Raw genomic sequence first — 14725 nt, 5'->3', positions numbered from 1 at the left:
TCCTTTACGGGGTCAATTAAGCCCCAGAAAAACAATACAACCTATAACCTATCTACTCTGTGACTATCTATTTATTCTACTGATAATCCAGAGTTTTCACCAACTATCATTGAACAATTATCGTATCATCTCCTTATTTATTTTAACTCATTTTAGTGAATTATTCCAGGCATATTCAAGCCTTAGGGCATGTTGATTAAAAGATCAGTTTTCGCTAGATAACAAACGTAAAATAGTTTTTTACCTACGAAAATCTATTGCATTATCTGTCGAAATTGCTCCTGTTTGTGTCTAGCGTACTTGCGAATCGTTAATGTTGCACTTTCAAGCGAGTTCAAAGTTGGTTTTATTGTATTAAAAACATTTTGGTAGGGCAGTGATGGAATCGAAAATCAGATTTTTATACCATTTATTGATGGATAGTGTTAATATAAGACAAATATAGGAAGTGCCGGGGCATAAAAGTATTGCCTGAAGTAAGTAGGGTTATTTATGGAGGATTGCCATGCCTGAATTACCAGAAGTTGAAACCATCAAAAAAGACCTAACTAAAACTATTCTTAATAAAACAATTGTTGCGGTAAAGGTAAGAAAAAAGTCAGTCATCAAAGAGCCAACCCCTGCAAAGTTCAAAAAAGGTATCGTTGGTGAATCAGTTAAGAAAATAATTCGCCGTGGCAAATTATTAATAATAGAATTTCGGAAAGATAAGTTTTTAGTTATTCATCTGCGTATTGCTGGCTGGCTTATTTATGGCCCGGAGCAGGAAAAGGCGCGGGTTAGTTTTAAGCTTTCGGATGGGAAGTTTTTAAACTATATGGATCAAAGAGTCTTGGGACAGCTGAAGCTGCTTAAGGATTGGCGCGAGTTGCCATTTATAAAAAGTTTGGGGCCAGAGCCGTTTGTCTTGAGCTCGGAGCAGTTTCAGGAGATTTTTAGGAAAAAGAAAACAAAAATTAAATCATTACTTCTAGATCAAACAGTGATTGCCGGCATTGGCAATATTTATGCTCAGGAGGCTTTATTTTTAGCAAAAATAGACCCTCAGCGGTCAGCCAGTAGTTTAAAAGCTAAGGAGGTGAAAGTTCTCGGTGAAAAAATAATTTCAGTGTTAAAGGAAGGGATAAAGTACAAGGGGTCTTCGGTAGACTCCTATCGAGATCTAAGTGGAGATAAAGGCGGTATGGAGAAGCGGCTTAAGGTCTATGGGCGCAAGGGCCAGCCTTGCTTGGTTTGCAAGACTCCGATTAAGAAAATATGCCTTGCCGGGAGAGGGACCTGTTTTTGTTCTAAATGTCAGAAATGATTAAACTTTATGGAAGCCATGATTAGAATTAAGAGTTGGTGGACAGGTTTAAAGACTGAAAGAAAGTTCCTTTTTGTGCTGATTGGGTACTTTTTGCTGCATACCTTAGTTAGAGTTTTTATTTCTAACTCTCTAGAGTTTGATGAGGCCGAACAGATTCTTTTTTCACAGCAGTTAAGTTTTGGCTATGGGTCGCAGCCACCACTTTATGAATGGGTTCAAAAGGTATTCTTTTCTATTTTTGGGCTGAATATATTTTCTTTAGCTATATTTAAGAATAGCCTGTTTGTTCTAATCTATTTTTTCTTATACAAAAGCGCGCAGATTATCTTAAAAGATAATTTACGAGCAATCTTAGCTTCCTCAGCTCTTCTAGTTACCTATACTTATGGTTGGCAATCAATGCATCAACTTACCCATGCTATTCTTGCTTTAAGCTTGTGCTCAATAACTTTTTTCATTTTTTTGAGACTGGTTGAAACCAGAGCAACAAAACACTATTTGGTACTTGCGGTTTGCGTAGGATTAGGTATTTTGTCTAAATATAATTACTTAATTTTTATTTTAGCTCTTTTATTTAGTGCTTTTAGTTTAAAAGGGTTTAGAAAAACTATTTTAGATAAAAGAATGCTTTTAGTTTTGATTATACCTGTTTGCATTTCGGCTGGGCACTTTGCTTGGGTTGCTTTAAATTTTCAGCAAGCGACTTTACGCTTAACTGAGATGCAAATTGATGTCGAGAAAACAAAAGGGCTTTTGGATTTATTGATCTGTCTATTAGCTATTCTTGGTCCATTTTGTGTAATCTTTGTAATATTTTTTCCGAAGGCCTTTACAAAAAACCGGTTGCTTAATTTAGCTGAGAACCAATTTAAACAACTGCTTGAGCGTTTTTTCATTTCAGCGATTGTGATTACTGTTCTTTGGGTTTTGATTTTTAAAATAGTTGATTTTGAAGAGAGGTGGCTTCAGTTAATATTTTTTCTTTTCCCGACCTATCTTTTTTCGCGCCTTAAAGGCAAGGTGGTCTCTAAATTACGGGTTAAAGTTTACAGCTGGTTGATTATTTTTTCTGCTTTCATGTTGATCTTTATGCTTACTATTTGCGTGTTGTTTCCGGATACCTTTGGTTATAAACGTTTGCATTATCCAATCGCTGAACTATCTAAAGAAATAAGGGCAGAAGGTTTTGATAGAGGTTTGGTTCTTTCACCGGACACCTCAGTTGCTGCTGATATTAAGTTACAATTTAAGGATTCTCTGGTTTTAACTCATCGGATTCCTTTTGAGGTTTCTGAGAACTTTGATAAAATACTGCTTATCTGGGGCGATGTTTGGTGGTATGATGTGCCGGATGAATTAGGGAAAATTCTGCCTCGCCACAACGTAGAGGCCAAGCGCACCAATATAGCCAAGAAGGCTTTATATAAATACTCCAAAGATGAGTATTATGAAATTTACTTAATGGTTGTTGATAAAAGGGAGTCGAGCGAATAGATGGAGTTTTCAGTAGTTATTCCAGTGCTAAACGAAGCTGAAAGTTTATCGCCATTGCAAAAAGAGCTTCAAGAAGTTATGCAGCAGATGCGTTGTGAGTATGAAATTGTCTACGTGGACGATGCCAGTTCTGACTCATCGTTAGAAGTCTTAAAAGGTTTAGCTGAACAATATGAACGAATAAGAGTAGTTTCGTTTAATAAAAATCGGGGTCAGTCTGCGGCCTTAGCTGCCGGTTTTAATGTTTCGCGCGGTGAATGGATTATAACTTTGGACTCTGATGGGCAGAACCCGCCTAGTGAGATTGTTAAGCTGATAGAGTTTAAAGACAAATTTGATTTTGTTACCGGGGTACGCAAAAATCGACAGGATAGTTTTAATCGAAAAATAGCTTCTTCGGTAGCTAAATTTTTTCGCTGGTTAACCCTTGGCGATATTAGTCAAGACACTGGTTGCTCCCTGCGCCTATTTAAAAAAGAAATATTAAACAGCTTACCTTTATTTGATCATTTTCATAGATTTTTTAATCTTTTAGTTCGGAGTAAAGGATTTTCAATAAAAGAAGTTGCGGTTAACCATCGAGGCCGGTTGTTTGGAGTTTCAAAGTATAGCACAACTAAGAGAATGCTTTCGGGGATTTTTGATCTTTGGGGTGTTGTTTGGTTTAAAAAAAGGTTGATTAAATATGAAGTTAAATACCAGCGCTGAAACCGTTTGGATTGCCGTGGGTCTTTTAGGCCAGTTTCTTTTTTTTATGAGATTCTTTATCCAATGGTTGGCTTCAGAGCGTAAAAAACAAAGTGTTATCCCGGTTGCTTTTTGGTATTGTAGCATCGCCGGAGGGTTTATTTTACTTCTTTATGCTATTTATCGACGGGATCCAGTTTTTATTGCTGGACAATCCTGTGGAGTTTTAATTTATATAAGGAATTTGTATCTTATTTATTGTCGAAAGAAATATAGCAACCAAGAAGATAAGATAAAGGGGTGCTAGATGTTTCCAGATTTTTTAGTAATTGGAGCAATGAAGTCGGGGACCTCTTGGTTAAGGAGAAATTTAAAGCAACACCCCGATATTTGGATGCCGCCGCTAAAAGAACTTCATTATTTTAATCGGGCGGAATTTTATCAACCTATTTGTCGATCAGTCCGCGGTAGGTTTCTTGCTAGGTTTATTGGTACAGATAGATTAAGTAAAGCCTTAAGAAAACTCCTCATACAGAGAATTAAGGGAAATATAGGTTGGTTTTCTTGGGAAAGTATGCTTTGGGATTTCCGATATTTTTTTGGAAAATATGACGACGAATGGTGCGCTAGTTTATTTGAGTTTGGCAAGGGAAAGGTGACCGGTGAAGCCAGTCCAACCTATGCAAATCTCAAGCCTGAAGAGATTAAACGTATTAGCAAGATCATGCCGAAAGTCAAGATTATCTATATTCTGCGTAATCCTATCAATAGAACATGGTCAAACCTTAAACATTTAGCTAGGGAAGCCAGGCGCCGAGTTAATACCTATTCCCAAGGTGAGCTGGTTGGAATGATCGAAAAAGGTAGCGTCAAGATTGTGTCAGAGTATTTGCAAGTGATTGATAATTGGCAAGCTAATTTTTCTAAAGAGCAGATTTTTATAGGATTTTTTGACGAGATAGTAAGAGATCCGGAAGGTATTTTGTTGCGGCTGTATAAATTTTTTGGGGGTAAACGCAGATAGGAAATTTTTACCGGAGGGTTTTCAGGAAAAAGTTGGCCCTACTCCAGAGGCGCCTATCCCAGAAGAAATAGCTGTGTATTTGGCTAAAAAATATCACTATCAAATTAAAAAATTAAGCGAATTGTTTGGCGGTTATACCTTAGACTGGTTGAAAGACGTTGAAAGCATTTTAAAAACTTCTAAACTGCAATAAGAAATAAGCAAGGTTTCTTTGAATGAGCTTTGATCAACTTTCCGAAGATTATCTAAGAAAATTATTAGAAAATCAAAATGCGCCCTATGTGTTTTTAGAGAGCCTACGTTTAGATAAGGAAAACCAAGGTTCATTTTTGTTCTCTGATTTTGTGGATATAGTCAGTTTTAATCGTGACGATGATCTAGATGAATTTTTTAATAAAATAGAGAATTATTTAGATAAAGGTTATTGGCTTTCGGGTTATTTTTCTTATGAGTTTGGATATTTTTTAGAACCAGCTCTTGCTTCTTTGACTAAAAAGAGCAACGAGCCTTTGGCTTGGTTGGGGGTTTGCAAAAAACCAAAAACCATCTTTGGCCAAGATAGGATGACTCGGGGTAAACGGACAGAAATTTTTTCTGAACCATTACGTCAAGGCCAAGCAAAAAATCTACGGGCGAATATCAGTCGCAAGCAATACTTAAAACAGATAAATAAGATAAAGCGATATCTAGCTGAAGGTCTAACCTATCAAGTTAATTTTACTTTTAAGATTAAATTTGATTTGCAAGTTGACTTTTTAAATTGCTATTTTGATTTGCGCCGGTCTCAGCCTACCGCTTATGCCGGGGTAATTAACGCTGGAAGTAATAAGGTTATTTCTTTGTCACCAGAACTTTTTTTTAGGGTTAAGGATCGAAAAATAATTGTTAGGCCAATGAAGGGGACTATCAAGAGAGGGTTAACTTTGTTGGAGGATGAAAGACTAAGGACGAGTTTAACAAAAAGCGATAAAATAAAATCTGAAAATATAATGATTGTTGATCTATTACGTAATGATTTAGGAAGAGTTGCCGACTCGGTGTCAGCAACGAGACTTTTTGAAATAGAAAAGCACCGTACTCTTTATCAAATGACCTCAACTATTCAAGCGCGACTCAAGAATAACCTTAAGCAGAAAGAATTGTTTTCGGCTCTTTTTCCCTGTGGTTCAGTTACCGGAGCTCCGAAGATAAAAACTATGCAGTTGATTCATGAGTTGGAAAAAGAACCCCGCGGCGTATATACTGGGGCTATTGGTTATATTTCACCTCAAAGAGATAGTTGTTTTAATGTAGCAATAAGAACACTTAGCTTGGAAGGACAGCGAGGGGAAATTGGTATTGGCGGTGGAGTGGTTTACGATTCAGTCGGCAGTTCTGAATATGAAGAAGCTTTACTGAAGACTAAATTTTTTATTGAGGGGCTTGCTAAATTCGAGTTGATAGAAACTCTTTTGTTGGTTAACGGCAACTATCATTTTCTAAAGCTGCATCTAGCCCGATTAAAAAAATCAAGTGAGTATTTTTTAGTGCCCTTAGACATAAGAAAGGCTAAAGACCAGCTAGAAAAGGTGACTTCTACGGCCAACGGTGAGTTTAAGGTTAGATTATCGGTTTCCTTGCAAGGAGAGGTTAGGGTTAGAAAGGAACTTTTGAAAAAAATAGTTTGCCCGGTTAAGGTTAAGATATCCCGGTCAAGAACAGATTCTAGCGATGTCTATTTGTATCACAAAACAACTAAGCGTAAACTTTACGATCAAGAGAGGCTTGAGGCTAGCCGGAAAGGATTTTTTGAAGTAATTTTTTTAAATACCAGGGGAGAATTAACGGAAGGCGCGATAAGTAACATATTTATTTTAAAAAAAGGGCAGCTCTATACCCCAGCTTTAAAATCTGGTTTGCTTCCGGGAGTTCTTCGTGAACATCTTTTAAAAAAAGAAAGGGCCAAAGAGAAGGTTTTGTATCTTAAAGATTTTGTCGAAGCTGACAAGGTGTATATTGGAAACTCTCTGCGTGGGTTGCTTGAGGCTGAAGTTGTTATTCCGGATAAATTAGTAAAAGCGATTGAGAAAACACAAGTTTCTTGATAGAATGAAACGGCATGAATCACAAAGCTAAACAATTTAAAGTAAAGGTTAAGGAGATTAAAAAGATAAAAAGTGATATTTTTTTGATGAGCTTTTCCTCTGCCTATCTGGCTAAAGTGGCCCAGCCCGGCCAGTTTTTACACATAAAGGTTGAATCAGTAATTCTAAGACGTCCTTTTAGTATTCATAAGATTGAAAAAGGTAAAACGAAAGTGCTTTTTAGAGTGCGCGGCCGCGGAACAAAAAAACTTTCCCAAAGCAAAAAAGGCATAGCTTTAGATATGATTGGCCCCCTAGGGGAAGGCTTTAAGTTAAGCAGAAAGAGGGTGGCCAGAGAGAAGAAACAAAGCATTCTTCTGGCCGGAGGAATTGGCGTTGCCCCTTTAGTTTATTTGGCTCAAAAGCTTCCCAAGGGAGACAATAAAGTTCTTCTTGGGTCAAAAACCAAGAAGGACATTGTGGCAGAGGCTGAATTTAAAAAACTAGGGTTTAAGAGTTATGTTTCTACTGATGATGGTTCCAGCGGCAAAAAAGGAACTGTGGTCGATTTATTAGAAACTGTTTTGAAAGGTACCAAACTAGCTAAAGAAACTACTGTTTTTGCTTGCGGTCCTAAAGAGATGCTTTTTGAGATAGCTAAGGTTTTAAAAAAGTACCCTAAAGTTAATTGCCAAGTTTCTTTTGAACAGTTTATGGGTTGTGGTTTAGGTATTTGTTGCGCTTGCGTTATCAAAACAAAACAAGGCTACAGAAAGGTTTGCAAAGACGGTCCGGTTTTCAATATAAAAGATATTGTTTGAGCAACCCCATCGTTACTTGATGACCTATCTTTTTCAAAAGTCGTATCCAAAAAGAGCGATATCGGCAGCGAAGGTTTGCCTTACAAGATTTTTTGTTTCTTCGTTGTAGAATTGTTGATAGGGCTTTGTATTAGAAACATTGAGTTTTGGGAGTGATGCCGAAACTCCAATGTGGGAGCATATGGTTTTAAAGTCAGTATCTATCTTTTCGAATCTGCCTACAAAGTTTACAAGCAGCGTGCCATCTTTTGAATAGATAAAATCTTTTTGAAATCTAACTTCCTCCGCACACCGCCATCTGATGTATTCGTCAAAGTTTCTGAAGTTTTTGAATAGTTGGTGCTGAAAATGGCTGGTGTCTTTTAGCGTATAATGGTAAAGCGAGACTTGCCAATCCCAAGGGTTCCGAACAATAGCAAAAGAGAAAAAGGAATTAAAAACATTTTTTCCTATTTCTGTGATAAGTTCTGAAGCATTGATGTGGGTTGGATAAGACCGCGGTTCGAAATATGGTATGTGGAGCCTTTTTAATTGTTGACCCAATCTACTACGTTGCAATTTATTCATAGTAAATGGCATAAGAGCTTTCGTTATACTTGTGCCTGCGTTTTTATAAATATGTATAAAAATGAATCGTCGATTTTTCGATATTAACATAGACTTTCCTTCCCTTGTTGCCTAACGCGAGGTATCTCTACGGTAATAGGGCATATCGGAGTTGGCCTCCGTCGAAACGTCTCGTCGGATGATTTTTCCATAAGCTCATTTTTGGCGATAGTGATATTTTGTAAGTATTGGTTTAAATCTTTCATTTTATTTTAATGATAGATTTAGAGTAGGAGAAATTTGTTTACTTCGGATATTAGTATACGCTTAAATATATATAAATTCAAGCCTAGGAAAAGTATTATTTGAAAAATACCGGAATATAGAATACAATATATCAGATGAATTTAAAGGTAAAATTAGGCAAATTGGTTTTGGATACCCCCTTCGTATGTGCTTCAGGAACCTTTGGCTATGGTGAAGAATTAAAACGATTAGCCGATTTTAAGGCCATTGGTGCAATTACGACCAAGACCATAACTCTTTCTGCTCGAGAAGGTAACCCACCGCCAAGGATTTATGAAACCGAATTTGGGGTAATGAATTCGATCGGCCTTGAAAATCCCGGCCTTGATGTATTTATTAAAGAAAAACTCCCTTTAATCAACAAGTTAGCCACTAAGTGTATTGTTAGCATTGGAGGATTTTCGGATCAAGAGTATTCGCAGTGCTTAAAGAAGCTTGATAAACAAAAGGGCATTTGTGCTTTTGAATTAAATTTATCTTGTCCTAATTTACAGTTGAAAAAATTAGTTTCCCAAAGCCCCCAAAGTACTTATAGGCTAACTAAGGCTTTGCGAAAATTAACTAAAAAACCTTTGATTGTCAAAATTACCCCGGAGGTAACCGATATTGTTGAGGTTGCTAAGGCGGTTAAGAGCGGTGGCGCTGATGCAGTAGCTCTAATTAATACTTTTTTCTCGATGGCTATCAATATTGAAACCAAAAAGCCGTATTTAGGGAATATCTACGGAGGCTACTCGGGAAGAGCAATCAAACCAATGGCTTTGTACCGAGTTTGGAAGGTAGCCAAAAATGTAAAGATACCGATCATCGGTGGTGGAGGCATTGAAACAGCTAGTGATGTAGTAGAGTTTATTTTAGCTGGCGCCGACGCAGTAAGTTTAGGGACAGTAAATTTAGTTGAGCCTAACGCCGCTAAAAATATTCTTGCTGGGTTAAAAAAATATCTGGAGAGAAAGAAGTTAAAAGATTTAAAAAGTTTAAAAGGAGGATTAATTGTCTAGACCTTGGAGTAAACTAATTGTTGCTTTAGATTTAACTTCGCAAAGTCAGATAAGGAAAGCAATTAGAGTGCTTTCTCCGAAAGTTAAAATATTTAAAATTGGCTTAATTGCTTATACTAGATTTGGGCCAAAAATTGTTAAGGCGGTTGCTAAAAGAGGCGCTAAGGTTTTTTTAGATTTTAAGCTATATGATATCCCGAACACCATGGTTGAGACGGCCAAGGCTTTTGTTGATTTGGGAGTTTGGGCTTTTACAGTACACTTAAAGGCCGGAGAAGAAGCAATAAGTTTTTTAAAGCGAGAGATTAAGAAAGAGGCTCGGCGCAAAAAAAAGAGAGCGCCTTTAGTTATTGGAGTTACCGAATTAACTTCCAAACAGAGCTCAATTGATAAAGTTTTAAAGTTAGCTAAGGTGGCTAAACAAGCTGGAGTTGACGGCGTGGTTTGTAGTGTTTGGGAGGCAAAAAAAATAAAGCAAAAGTTTGGGTTGATTACGATAACTCCGGGGATAAGACCAAAGAAAACTAGTGATGATCAAAAAAGGGTGGCTACAGTAACCGATGCCCTTAAAAATAAGGTCGATTATTTTGTGGTTGGTAGGCCAATAGTAGCTAAGAAAAATTACTTGGCTGCAGCTGAGGAAGTCTTAAGGGGTTAAAATAAACAATTTGCTCTTTTTTCAGGGAGCCGATATAATACGATCCTATGGATATAAAACTGGATAGTCTAATTGCTAGAATTAAAAAAGATGGGCTGGATGAGGCTCAAAAAATCTCTAAAGATATGGTGGCTAAGGCTCAGGCTGAAGCAGATACAATTATCGAGAAGGCTGAGCGAGAGGCTGAAAATATAGTTTCACAAGGTAAAGCTCAAGCCAGTAAGCTTAAAGCTAATACTGAGGATGCCTTAAAGCAGGCGGCCAGAGATTTCTTACTAAGCCTTAAAAACGAAGTTAATGGTTTGCTGGCGGGGTTGCTTAAGCAGAAAGTAGCCGGAGAGCTCAAACCGGAGTTTATGGCTAAACTGATTGTAAAAATAGTCGAGAATTGGACCAAGGATAAAGAAGTGGCCTTGGAAGTTTTAGTAAGCGAGCAAGACAAACGGAAATTGGAAAGTTTGCTCGATGAAGAGTTAAGAGCTAAGGCTAAGGGAAAAATAGAAATAAAAATTAATAAAAATATCAATAGGGGATTTCGCATCGGTATAAAGGGTCAGGATTTGTATTATGATTTTACTGATGAAACTATTGGGGAAGCTTTGAGAAGTTTTCTAAACCCGGCTATCGGCGCAATGCTTGATACTAAATAATGGATAAATATTATTATTTTGTATCTCAGCTGCCCAGCCTTCAATTCAATCAAAAAGCCCAGACTGACCGAGCCTCTTTTTTGGAAGAGGCTAAGAAGTGGTTAACCGATCCGGAGTTTAAAGTTATCAGTCGGATAGATATTGATGATTTTTTTGAAACTAGCGGCGGGCCACAAGTTTTAAGTGATTATGGGAGTTTTGAGAAAGCCCTGCGTAACGAGATTGCTTTAGTGCGAAAAGCTAAAAAGGAAAATAAAAGCTATCAACCCAAAGCGGAAATAGCTAAGGCTATCTCCGGGCAGCCACTAGAGGTTGAAATTAATTTGCTTGAACTTAGGTGGAAGTTTATTGAAGAAAGGGCCTTAGAACATAACTTTGATTTAGCCAGTCTTATTTTATATTTTTTAAAATTACAAATTGTAGAGCGAATTTTTAGTTTTGATAAAGGAAAAGGCACTGTTCGCTTTGATCAATTGACTGGGGTGAAACTATGAGCCAGCGTTTGGGAAAAATTACTCTTGTTCAGGGCAATATGATTACTGTTGAATGCGATAGCGATATTGTTCAAAACGAAGTCGGCTATTGTTTGCTAGGTGAGCCTAAAGGAAAGGCTTCATCTACTGAGCGTTTGATGGCTGAAGTTATAAAAATAAACGGAGACAGTGCCTATATGCAGGTGTTTGAAGACACTAAAGGGATACGAATTGGAGATAGAGTAGAATTTTCCGGTCAGATGCTTTCGGTTCAACTAGGTCCTGGGCTTTTGGGCCAGATTTTCGACGGGCTGCAAAATCCTTTGCCGGAGTTAGCCAAAAAGTGCGGTTTTTTCCTTCCCCGGGGTTTGCAAATCGAGGCTTTGGATTCAAATAAGAAATGGGAGTTCAAACCTTTGGTTAAGGCTAAAAAAATTAAAGTAACCAAAGGCAGCATTTTAGGTGTTGTTCCGGAAGGGATATTTAAACATTATATTATGGTGCCTTTTTATCTTAATGATGAGTATACGGTTGAGGAAATAGCCGCCGAAGGCAGCTATAAAACCAAAGATACGATTGCTAAATTAAAAAGCCCTAATGGTGAAATTATAGATTTGACTATGGTGTTTAAATGGCCGATAAAGATTCCTATTTTTGCTTATCTTGAAAAACTTACTCCTCAGGAACCATTGATTACCAAGGCTCGGATAATAGATAGTTTATTTCCAGTGGCCAAAGGCGGAACTTTTTGTATTCCCGGTCCCTTTGGTTCGGGAAAGACTGTTCTTCAGCAGCTTACTAGTCGCTATGCTGAGATAGATGTGGTTATCGTGGCTGCTTGCGGTGAAAGAGCTGGAGAAGTAGTTGAGACTTTAAGAAAGTTTCCTGAGCTTGTTGACCCGCGGACTAATAAACCATTAATTGAGCGTACGATTATAATTTGTAATACTTCTTCAATGCCAGTTTCAGCCCGTGATGCTTCAGTTTATACTGCTACAACTCTAGGTGAGTATTACCGTCAGATGGGCCTAGATGTTTTGCTGTTAGCTGATTCAACTTCACGCTGGGCTCAGGCTATGCGGGAGGTTTCCGGACGATTGGAGGAAATCCCCGGTGAGGAAGCTTACCCGGCTTATTTAGAGTCTCGAATCGCTGAGTTTTATGAACGCTCAGGGGTAGTTAAATTGAGAAATGGTCAAAAAGGGAGTTTGACTATTGGCGGAACCGTTTCTCCGGCTGGAGGTAATTTTGAAGAGCCGGTTACTCAAGCAACGCTTAAGGTGGTTGGTGCTTTTCATGGTCTTTCTCGCGATCGAGCTAATGCTCGTCGGTTTCCTTCAATCGACCCTCTGACTAGTTGGTCGCGCTATCAGGGTTTTATCGATTCGGAGTTAGTTAAAAAAGCTAAAGCTATATTAGCCAGCGGCAATGAGGTTGCTCAGATGATGAAAGTAGTTGGCGAAGAAGGAACTTCGATGGAAGACTTTATTCTCCATTTAAAGGCAGAGTTTATTGATAATGTTTATTTGCAACAGAATGGTTTTGATGAGGTGGATGCTGCAACTAGCCTAGGTCGGCAAAAATATGTTTTTGCTAAACTTTGTAATCTATTAGATCAAGAGTTTGAATTTGAGCATAAAGAAAAAGCCCGTAACTTTTTTTATGAGTTAAGGCAGTTATTTATTGATTTGAATTATAAACAGCAAGAGTCAGCCGAATTTAAGCAGCAAGAACAGGTGATTGAAAAGTTTGTTGAAACCAAAATGGGTAAAGATGGAAAAAGTTCATAATAAAATACTGAGTGTTTCCGGAAATGTTATCACTGTAAAGGCTAAGGGAATTGCCTATGAGGAGTTAGCTGAAGTACGAAGCGCTAGCAGGTCATCTTTGGCTCAGGTAATAAAATTGGAAGGAGACATTGTATCTTTACAGGTTTTTTCAGGAAGTCGAGGGGTTTCTACTAAAGATGAGGTGCGGTTCTTAGGGCATCCGATGCAAGTTGCCTTTTCGGAAAATATGCTGGGAAGAATATTTGACGGTTCAGGTCAACCTCGCGACAAAGGACCTGCCTTGATTGAGAACCTAATTGAAATTTCCGGGCCAGCAGTTAATCCGGCTAAAAGAATAATTCCCGAACGGATGATTCGGACGAATATCCCGATGATTGATGTATTTAATTCTTTGGTGGTTTCTCAGAAGCTGCCGATTTTTTCAGTGTCCGGTGAGCCTTACAATGAATTGTTAGCTAGAATTGCCATGCAGGCTGAAGTAGACATGATTATTTTAGGGGGGATTGGTCTTAAGTTTGATCAATATATGTTTTTTAAAAATACTTTAGAAGAAGCCGGGTCTCTTTCCCGTTCGATATTCTTTGTGCATACTGCTTCTGATCCGGTAGTCGAAGGATTAATGGTGCCGGATTTAAGCTTAGCCGTGGCTGAAAAATTTGCTTTGGCCGGAAAAGATGTCCTAGTTCTTCTTACTGACATGACTAACTTTGCCGATGCTTTAAAGGAGATTGCCATTACCATGGAGCAAGTTCCTTCAAATCGGGGTTATCCCGGAGATCTTTATACTCAGCTAGCCAGAAGGTATGAGAAGGCAGTTGACTTTGAAAACGCCGGCTCAATCACGGTTTTAGCGGTGACTACGATGCCTGGAGATGATGTAACTCATCCGGTTCCCGATAATACCGGATACATTACCGAGGGTCAGTTTTATTTACGCGGCGGGCGGATCGAACCTTTTGGTTCTCTAAGCCGCTTAAAACAGCAAGTTAACGATAAGAGTCGAAAAGACCATCGGGCGATTATGGATGGGATGATCCAGCTATATGCTCAATATCGAGAAAGTGAAGAGAAACGAGCCATGGGCTTTCGGATGAGCGAGTGGGATAAAAAACTTCTTAAATATGGTAAGTTGTTTGAATCTCAGATGATGGACCTATCAGTAAAAATATCTTTAGAAGATGCACTCGATCAAGGCTGGAAGATTCTGGCTGATTGTTTTGAACCTAAGGAAACATCTTTCCGCAGCGAGTTATTAGATGAATTCTGGCCTAAACAGCTTTCCAATAAACGATGAGTAAGATTAGACTAACTAAGAATGAATTGAAAGGTCAAAAGGAATCTTTAGTCAGGTTCAGGCGCTATCTGCCGATGCTAATTCTAAAGAAAAAGCAGTTTCAGCTTGAAATTATTAAATTGTATCAGGCGATTAAAGATTTAGCCGGTCAGACAGAGAGTTTAAGAAATCAGGTCTTGCGCTGGGTTGATGTTTTTGCTCAAGAAGTTCCTGTTGAGGAATTTTTAAAGGTAGCTAAGATAAAAACTGTTACTGATAACGTTGCCGGAATAGATATACCGGTTTTTTCAGGAGTTGATTTTAGCGAGAAAGAATACGACTTATTACTTACCCCATTATGGGTTGATTCTGCTATTGAGGCCTTAAAAGAAACGATAATCCTAAAAGCAAAGATGTTAATTTATCATCAGCAGATGGAGATTTTAAAAGAGGAGCTAAGGATTGCCACTCAAAGGGTAAATTTGTTTGAGAAAGTAAAAATTCCTGAGAGTAAAGAAAATATTCGAGTTATTCAAATATATCTAGGTGAATTACAAACCGCGGGAGTAGTTAGAGGTAAGATTGCTAAAGCTAAATTGGAGCGTAAAAAGGAATTAGTTAATTCATGAT

The 14725-nt window shown here is 38.0% G+C and carries 15 protein-coding genes; 14 read left to right on the top strand and 1 reads right to left on the bottom strand.

What is annotated here, in order from left to right:
- Positions 1-505 precede the first annotated feature (505 nt).
- From mutM to K9L86_06010, 7 genes are all read left to right on the top strand, one after another.
- Entirely contained in the window at positions 506-1306 is an 801-nt protein-coding gene (gene mutM / locus K9L86_06040) for a DNA-formamidopyrimidine glycosylase (protein MCF7908411.1), read from the top strand.
- An 18-nt stretch (positions 1307-1324) separates the two neighbouring features.
- On the top strand, positions 1325-2803 hold the full coding sequence (locus K9L86_06035) for a glycosyltransferase family 39 protein (protein MCF7908410.1): 1479 nt from the start codon (positions 1325-1327) through the stop codon (positions 2801-2803).
- Positions 2804-3511: a glycosyltransferase family 2 protein gene (locus K9L86_06030; GenBank protein ID MCF7908409.1), complete on the top strand. Its 708-nt coding sequence runs from the start codon at positions 2804-2806 to the stop codon at positions 3509-3511.
- Positions 3489-3797 (top strand): lipid-A-disaccharide synthase N-terminal domain-containing protein, encoded by a 309-nt coding sequence (locus tag K9L86_06025; GenBank protein ID MCF7908408.1) that lies wholly within the window; start codon positions 3489-3491, stop codon positions 3795-3797. Before K9L86_06030 ends, K9L86_06025 begins: the two co-directional genes overlap by 23 nt.
- Positions 3798-4514: a sulfotransferase gene (locus tag K9L86_06020; protein ID MCF7908407.1), complete on the top strand. Its 717-nt coding sequence runs from the start codon at positions 3798-3800 to the stop codon at positions 4512-4514.
- A 215-nt stretch (positions 4515-4729) separates the two neighbouring features.
- Positions 4730-6598 (top strand): aminodeoxychorismate synthase component I, encoded by a 1869-nt coding sequence (gene pabB, locus K9L86_06015; GenBank protein ID MCF7908406.1) that lies wholly within the window; start codon positions 4730-4732, stop codon positions 6596-6598.
- A gap of 14 nt (positions 6599-6612) precedes the next feature.
- Positions 6613-7398, top strand: a complete 786-nt coding sequence (locus K9L86_06010) for a dihydroorotate dehydrogenase electron transfer subunit (protein ID MCF7908405.1) — start codon at positions 6613-6615, stop codon at positions 7396-7398.
- 33 nt (positions 7399-7431) lie between these two features.
- Here the strand turns inward: K9L86_06010 and K9L86_06005 are convergent, their stop codons facing one another.
- Entirely contained in the window at positions 7432-8055 is a 624-nt protein-coding gene (locus K9L86_06005) for a sulfotransferase family protein (protein MCF7908404.1), read from the bottom strand.
- Positions 8056-8345: 290 nt separating this feature from the next.
- Here K9L86_06005 and K9L86_06000 point away from each other — a divergent pair, with 290 nt between their 5' ends.
- Genes K9L86_06000 through K9L86_05970 form a run of 7 tightly spaced genes read left to right on the top strand, consistent with a single transcriptional unit; the run spans position 8346 to position 14724 of the window.
- A complete protein-coding gene (locus tag K9L86_06000) occupies positions 8346-9251 on the top strand; it encodes a dihydroorotate dehydrogenase (protein ID MCF7908403.1) in 906 nt (301 codons plus the stop codon).
- On the top strand, positions 9244-9909 hold the full coding sequence (pyrF, locus tag K9L86_05995; protein ID MCF7908402.1) for an orotidine-5'-phosphate decarboxylase: 666 nt from the start codon (positions 9244-9246) through the stop codon (positions 9907-9909). The genes K9L86_06000 and pyrF overlap by 8 nt, the downstream gene beginning before the upstream one ends.
- Positions 9910-9956: 47 nt before the next feature.
- A complete protein-coding gene (locus K9L86_05990) occupies positions 9957-10559 on the top strand; it encodes a DivIVA domain-containing protein (protein ID MCF7908401.1) in 603 nt (200 codons plus the stop codon).
- Positions 10559-11053 (top strand): DUF2764 domain-containing protein, encoded by a 495-nt coding sequence (locus K9L86_05985; protein ID MCF7908400.1) that lies wholly within the window; start codon positions 10559-10561, stop codon positions 11051-11053. Before K9L86_05990 ends, K9L86_05985 begins: the two co-directional genes overlap by 1 nt.
- The gene (locus K9L86_05980) at positions 11050-12822 is read left to right on the top strand and encodes a V-type ATP synthase subunit A (protein MCF7908399.1); all 1773 of its coding nucleotides are present in this window, start codon (positions 11050-11052) and stop codon (positions 12820-12822) included. The genes K9L86_05985 and K9L86_05980 overlap by 4 nt, the downstream gene beginning before the upstream one ends.
- Entirely contained in the window at positions 12806-14116 is a 1311-nt protein-coding gene (locus K9L86_05975) for a V-type ATP synthase subunit B (GenBank protein ID MCF7908398.1), read from the top strand. Before K9L86_05980 ends, K9L86_05975 begins: the two co-directional genes overlap by 17 nt.
- Positions 14113-14724, top strand: coding sequence for a V-type ATP synthase subunit D (locus K9L86_05970; protein MCF7908397.1), 612 nt, complete (start codon positions 14113-14115; stop codon positions 14722-14724). The genes K9L86_05975 and K9L86_05970 overlap by 4 nt, the downstream gene beginning before the upstream one ends.
- Position 14725: the final 1 nt, after the last annotated feature.

It is taken from the genome of Candidatus Omnitrophota bacterium, from assembly GCA_021735655.1.
In the GTDB taxonomy this organism is placed as follows: domain Bacteria; phylum Omnitrophota; class Gorgyraeia; order Duberdicusellales; family 4484-171; genus JAHKAJ01.
The sequence above is the reverse complement of the archived record's forward strand: the minus strand, read 5'-3'. Positions and strand labels throughout refer to the sequence as shown.

Bases quoted from the DNA above. Each gene is read 5' to 3' on its own strand.
- K9L86_06030 (MCF7908409.1), top strand. From the start codon at position 2,804: ATGGAGTTTTCAGTAGTTATTCCAGTGCTAAACGAAGCTGAAAGTTTA.
- K9L86_05985 (MCF7908400.1), top strand. From the start codon at position 10,559: ATGGATAAATATTATTATTTTGTATCTCAGCTGCCCAGCCTTCAATTC.
- pabB (MCF7908406.1), top strand. From the start codon at position 4,730: ATGAGCTTTGATCAACTTTCCGAAGATTATCTAAGAAAATTATTAGAA.
- K9L86_06020 (MCF7908407.1), top strand. From the start codon at position 3,798: ATGTTTCCAGATTTTTTAGTAATTGGAGCAATGAAGTCGGGGACCTCT.
- K9L86_06025 (MCF7908408.1), top strand. From the start codon at position 3,489: ATGAAGTTAAATACCAGCGCTGAAACCGTTTGGATTGCCGTGGGTCTT.
- mutM (MCF7908411.1), top strand. From the start codon at position 506: ATGCCTGAATTACCAGAAGTTGAAACCATCAAAAAAGACCTAACTAAA.
- K9L86_05980 (MCF7908399.1), top strand. From the start codon at position 11,050: ATGAGCCAGCGTTTGGGAAAAATTACTCTTGTTCAGGGCAATATGATT.
- K9L86_05990 (MCF7908401.1), top strand. From the start codon at position 9,957: ATGGATATAAAACTGGATAGTCTAATTGCTAGAATTAAAAAAGATGGG.
- K9L86_06010 (MCF7908405.1), top strand. From the start codon at position 6,613: ATGAATCACAAAGCTAAACAATTTAAAGTAAAGGTTAAGGAGATTAAA.
- K9L86_06000 (MCF7908403.1), top strand. From the start codon at position 8,346: ATGAATTTAAAGGTAAAATTAGGCAAATTGGTTTTGGATACCCCCTTC.
- K9L86_05975 (MCF7908398.1), top strand. From the start codon at position 12,806: ATGGAAAAAGTTCATAATAAAATACTGAGTGTTTCCGGAAATGTTATC.
- K9L86_06035 (MCF7908410.1), top strand. From the start codon at position 1,325: ATGATTAGAATTAAGAGTTGGTGGACAGGTTTAAAGACTGAAAGAAAG.
- K9L86_05970 (MCF7908397.1), top strand. From the start codon at position 14,113: ATGAGTAAGATTAGACTAACTAAGAATGAATTGAAAGGTCAAAAGGAA.
- K9L86_06005 (MCF7908404.1), bottom strand. From the start codon at position 8,055: ATGTTAATATCGAAAAATCGACGATTCATTTTTATACATATTTATAAA.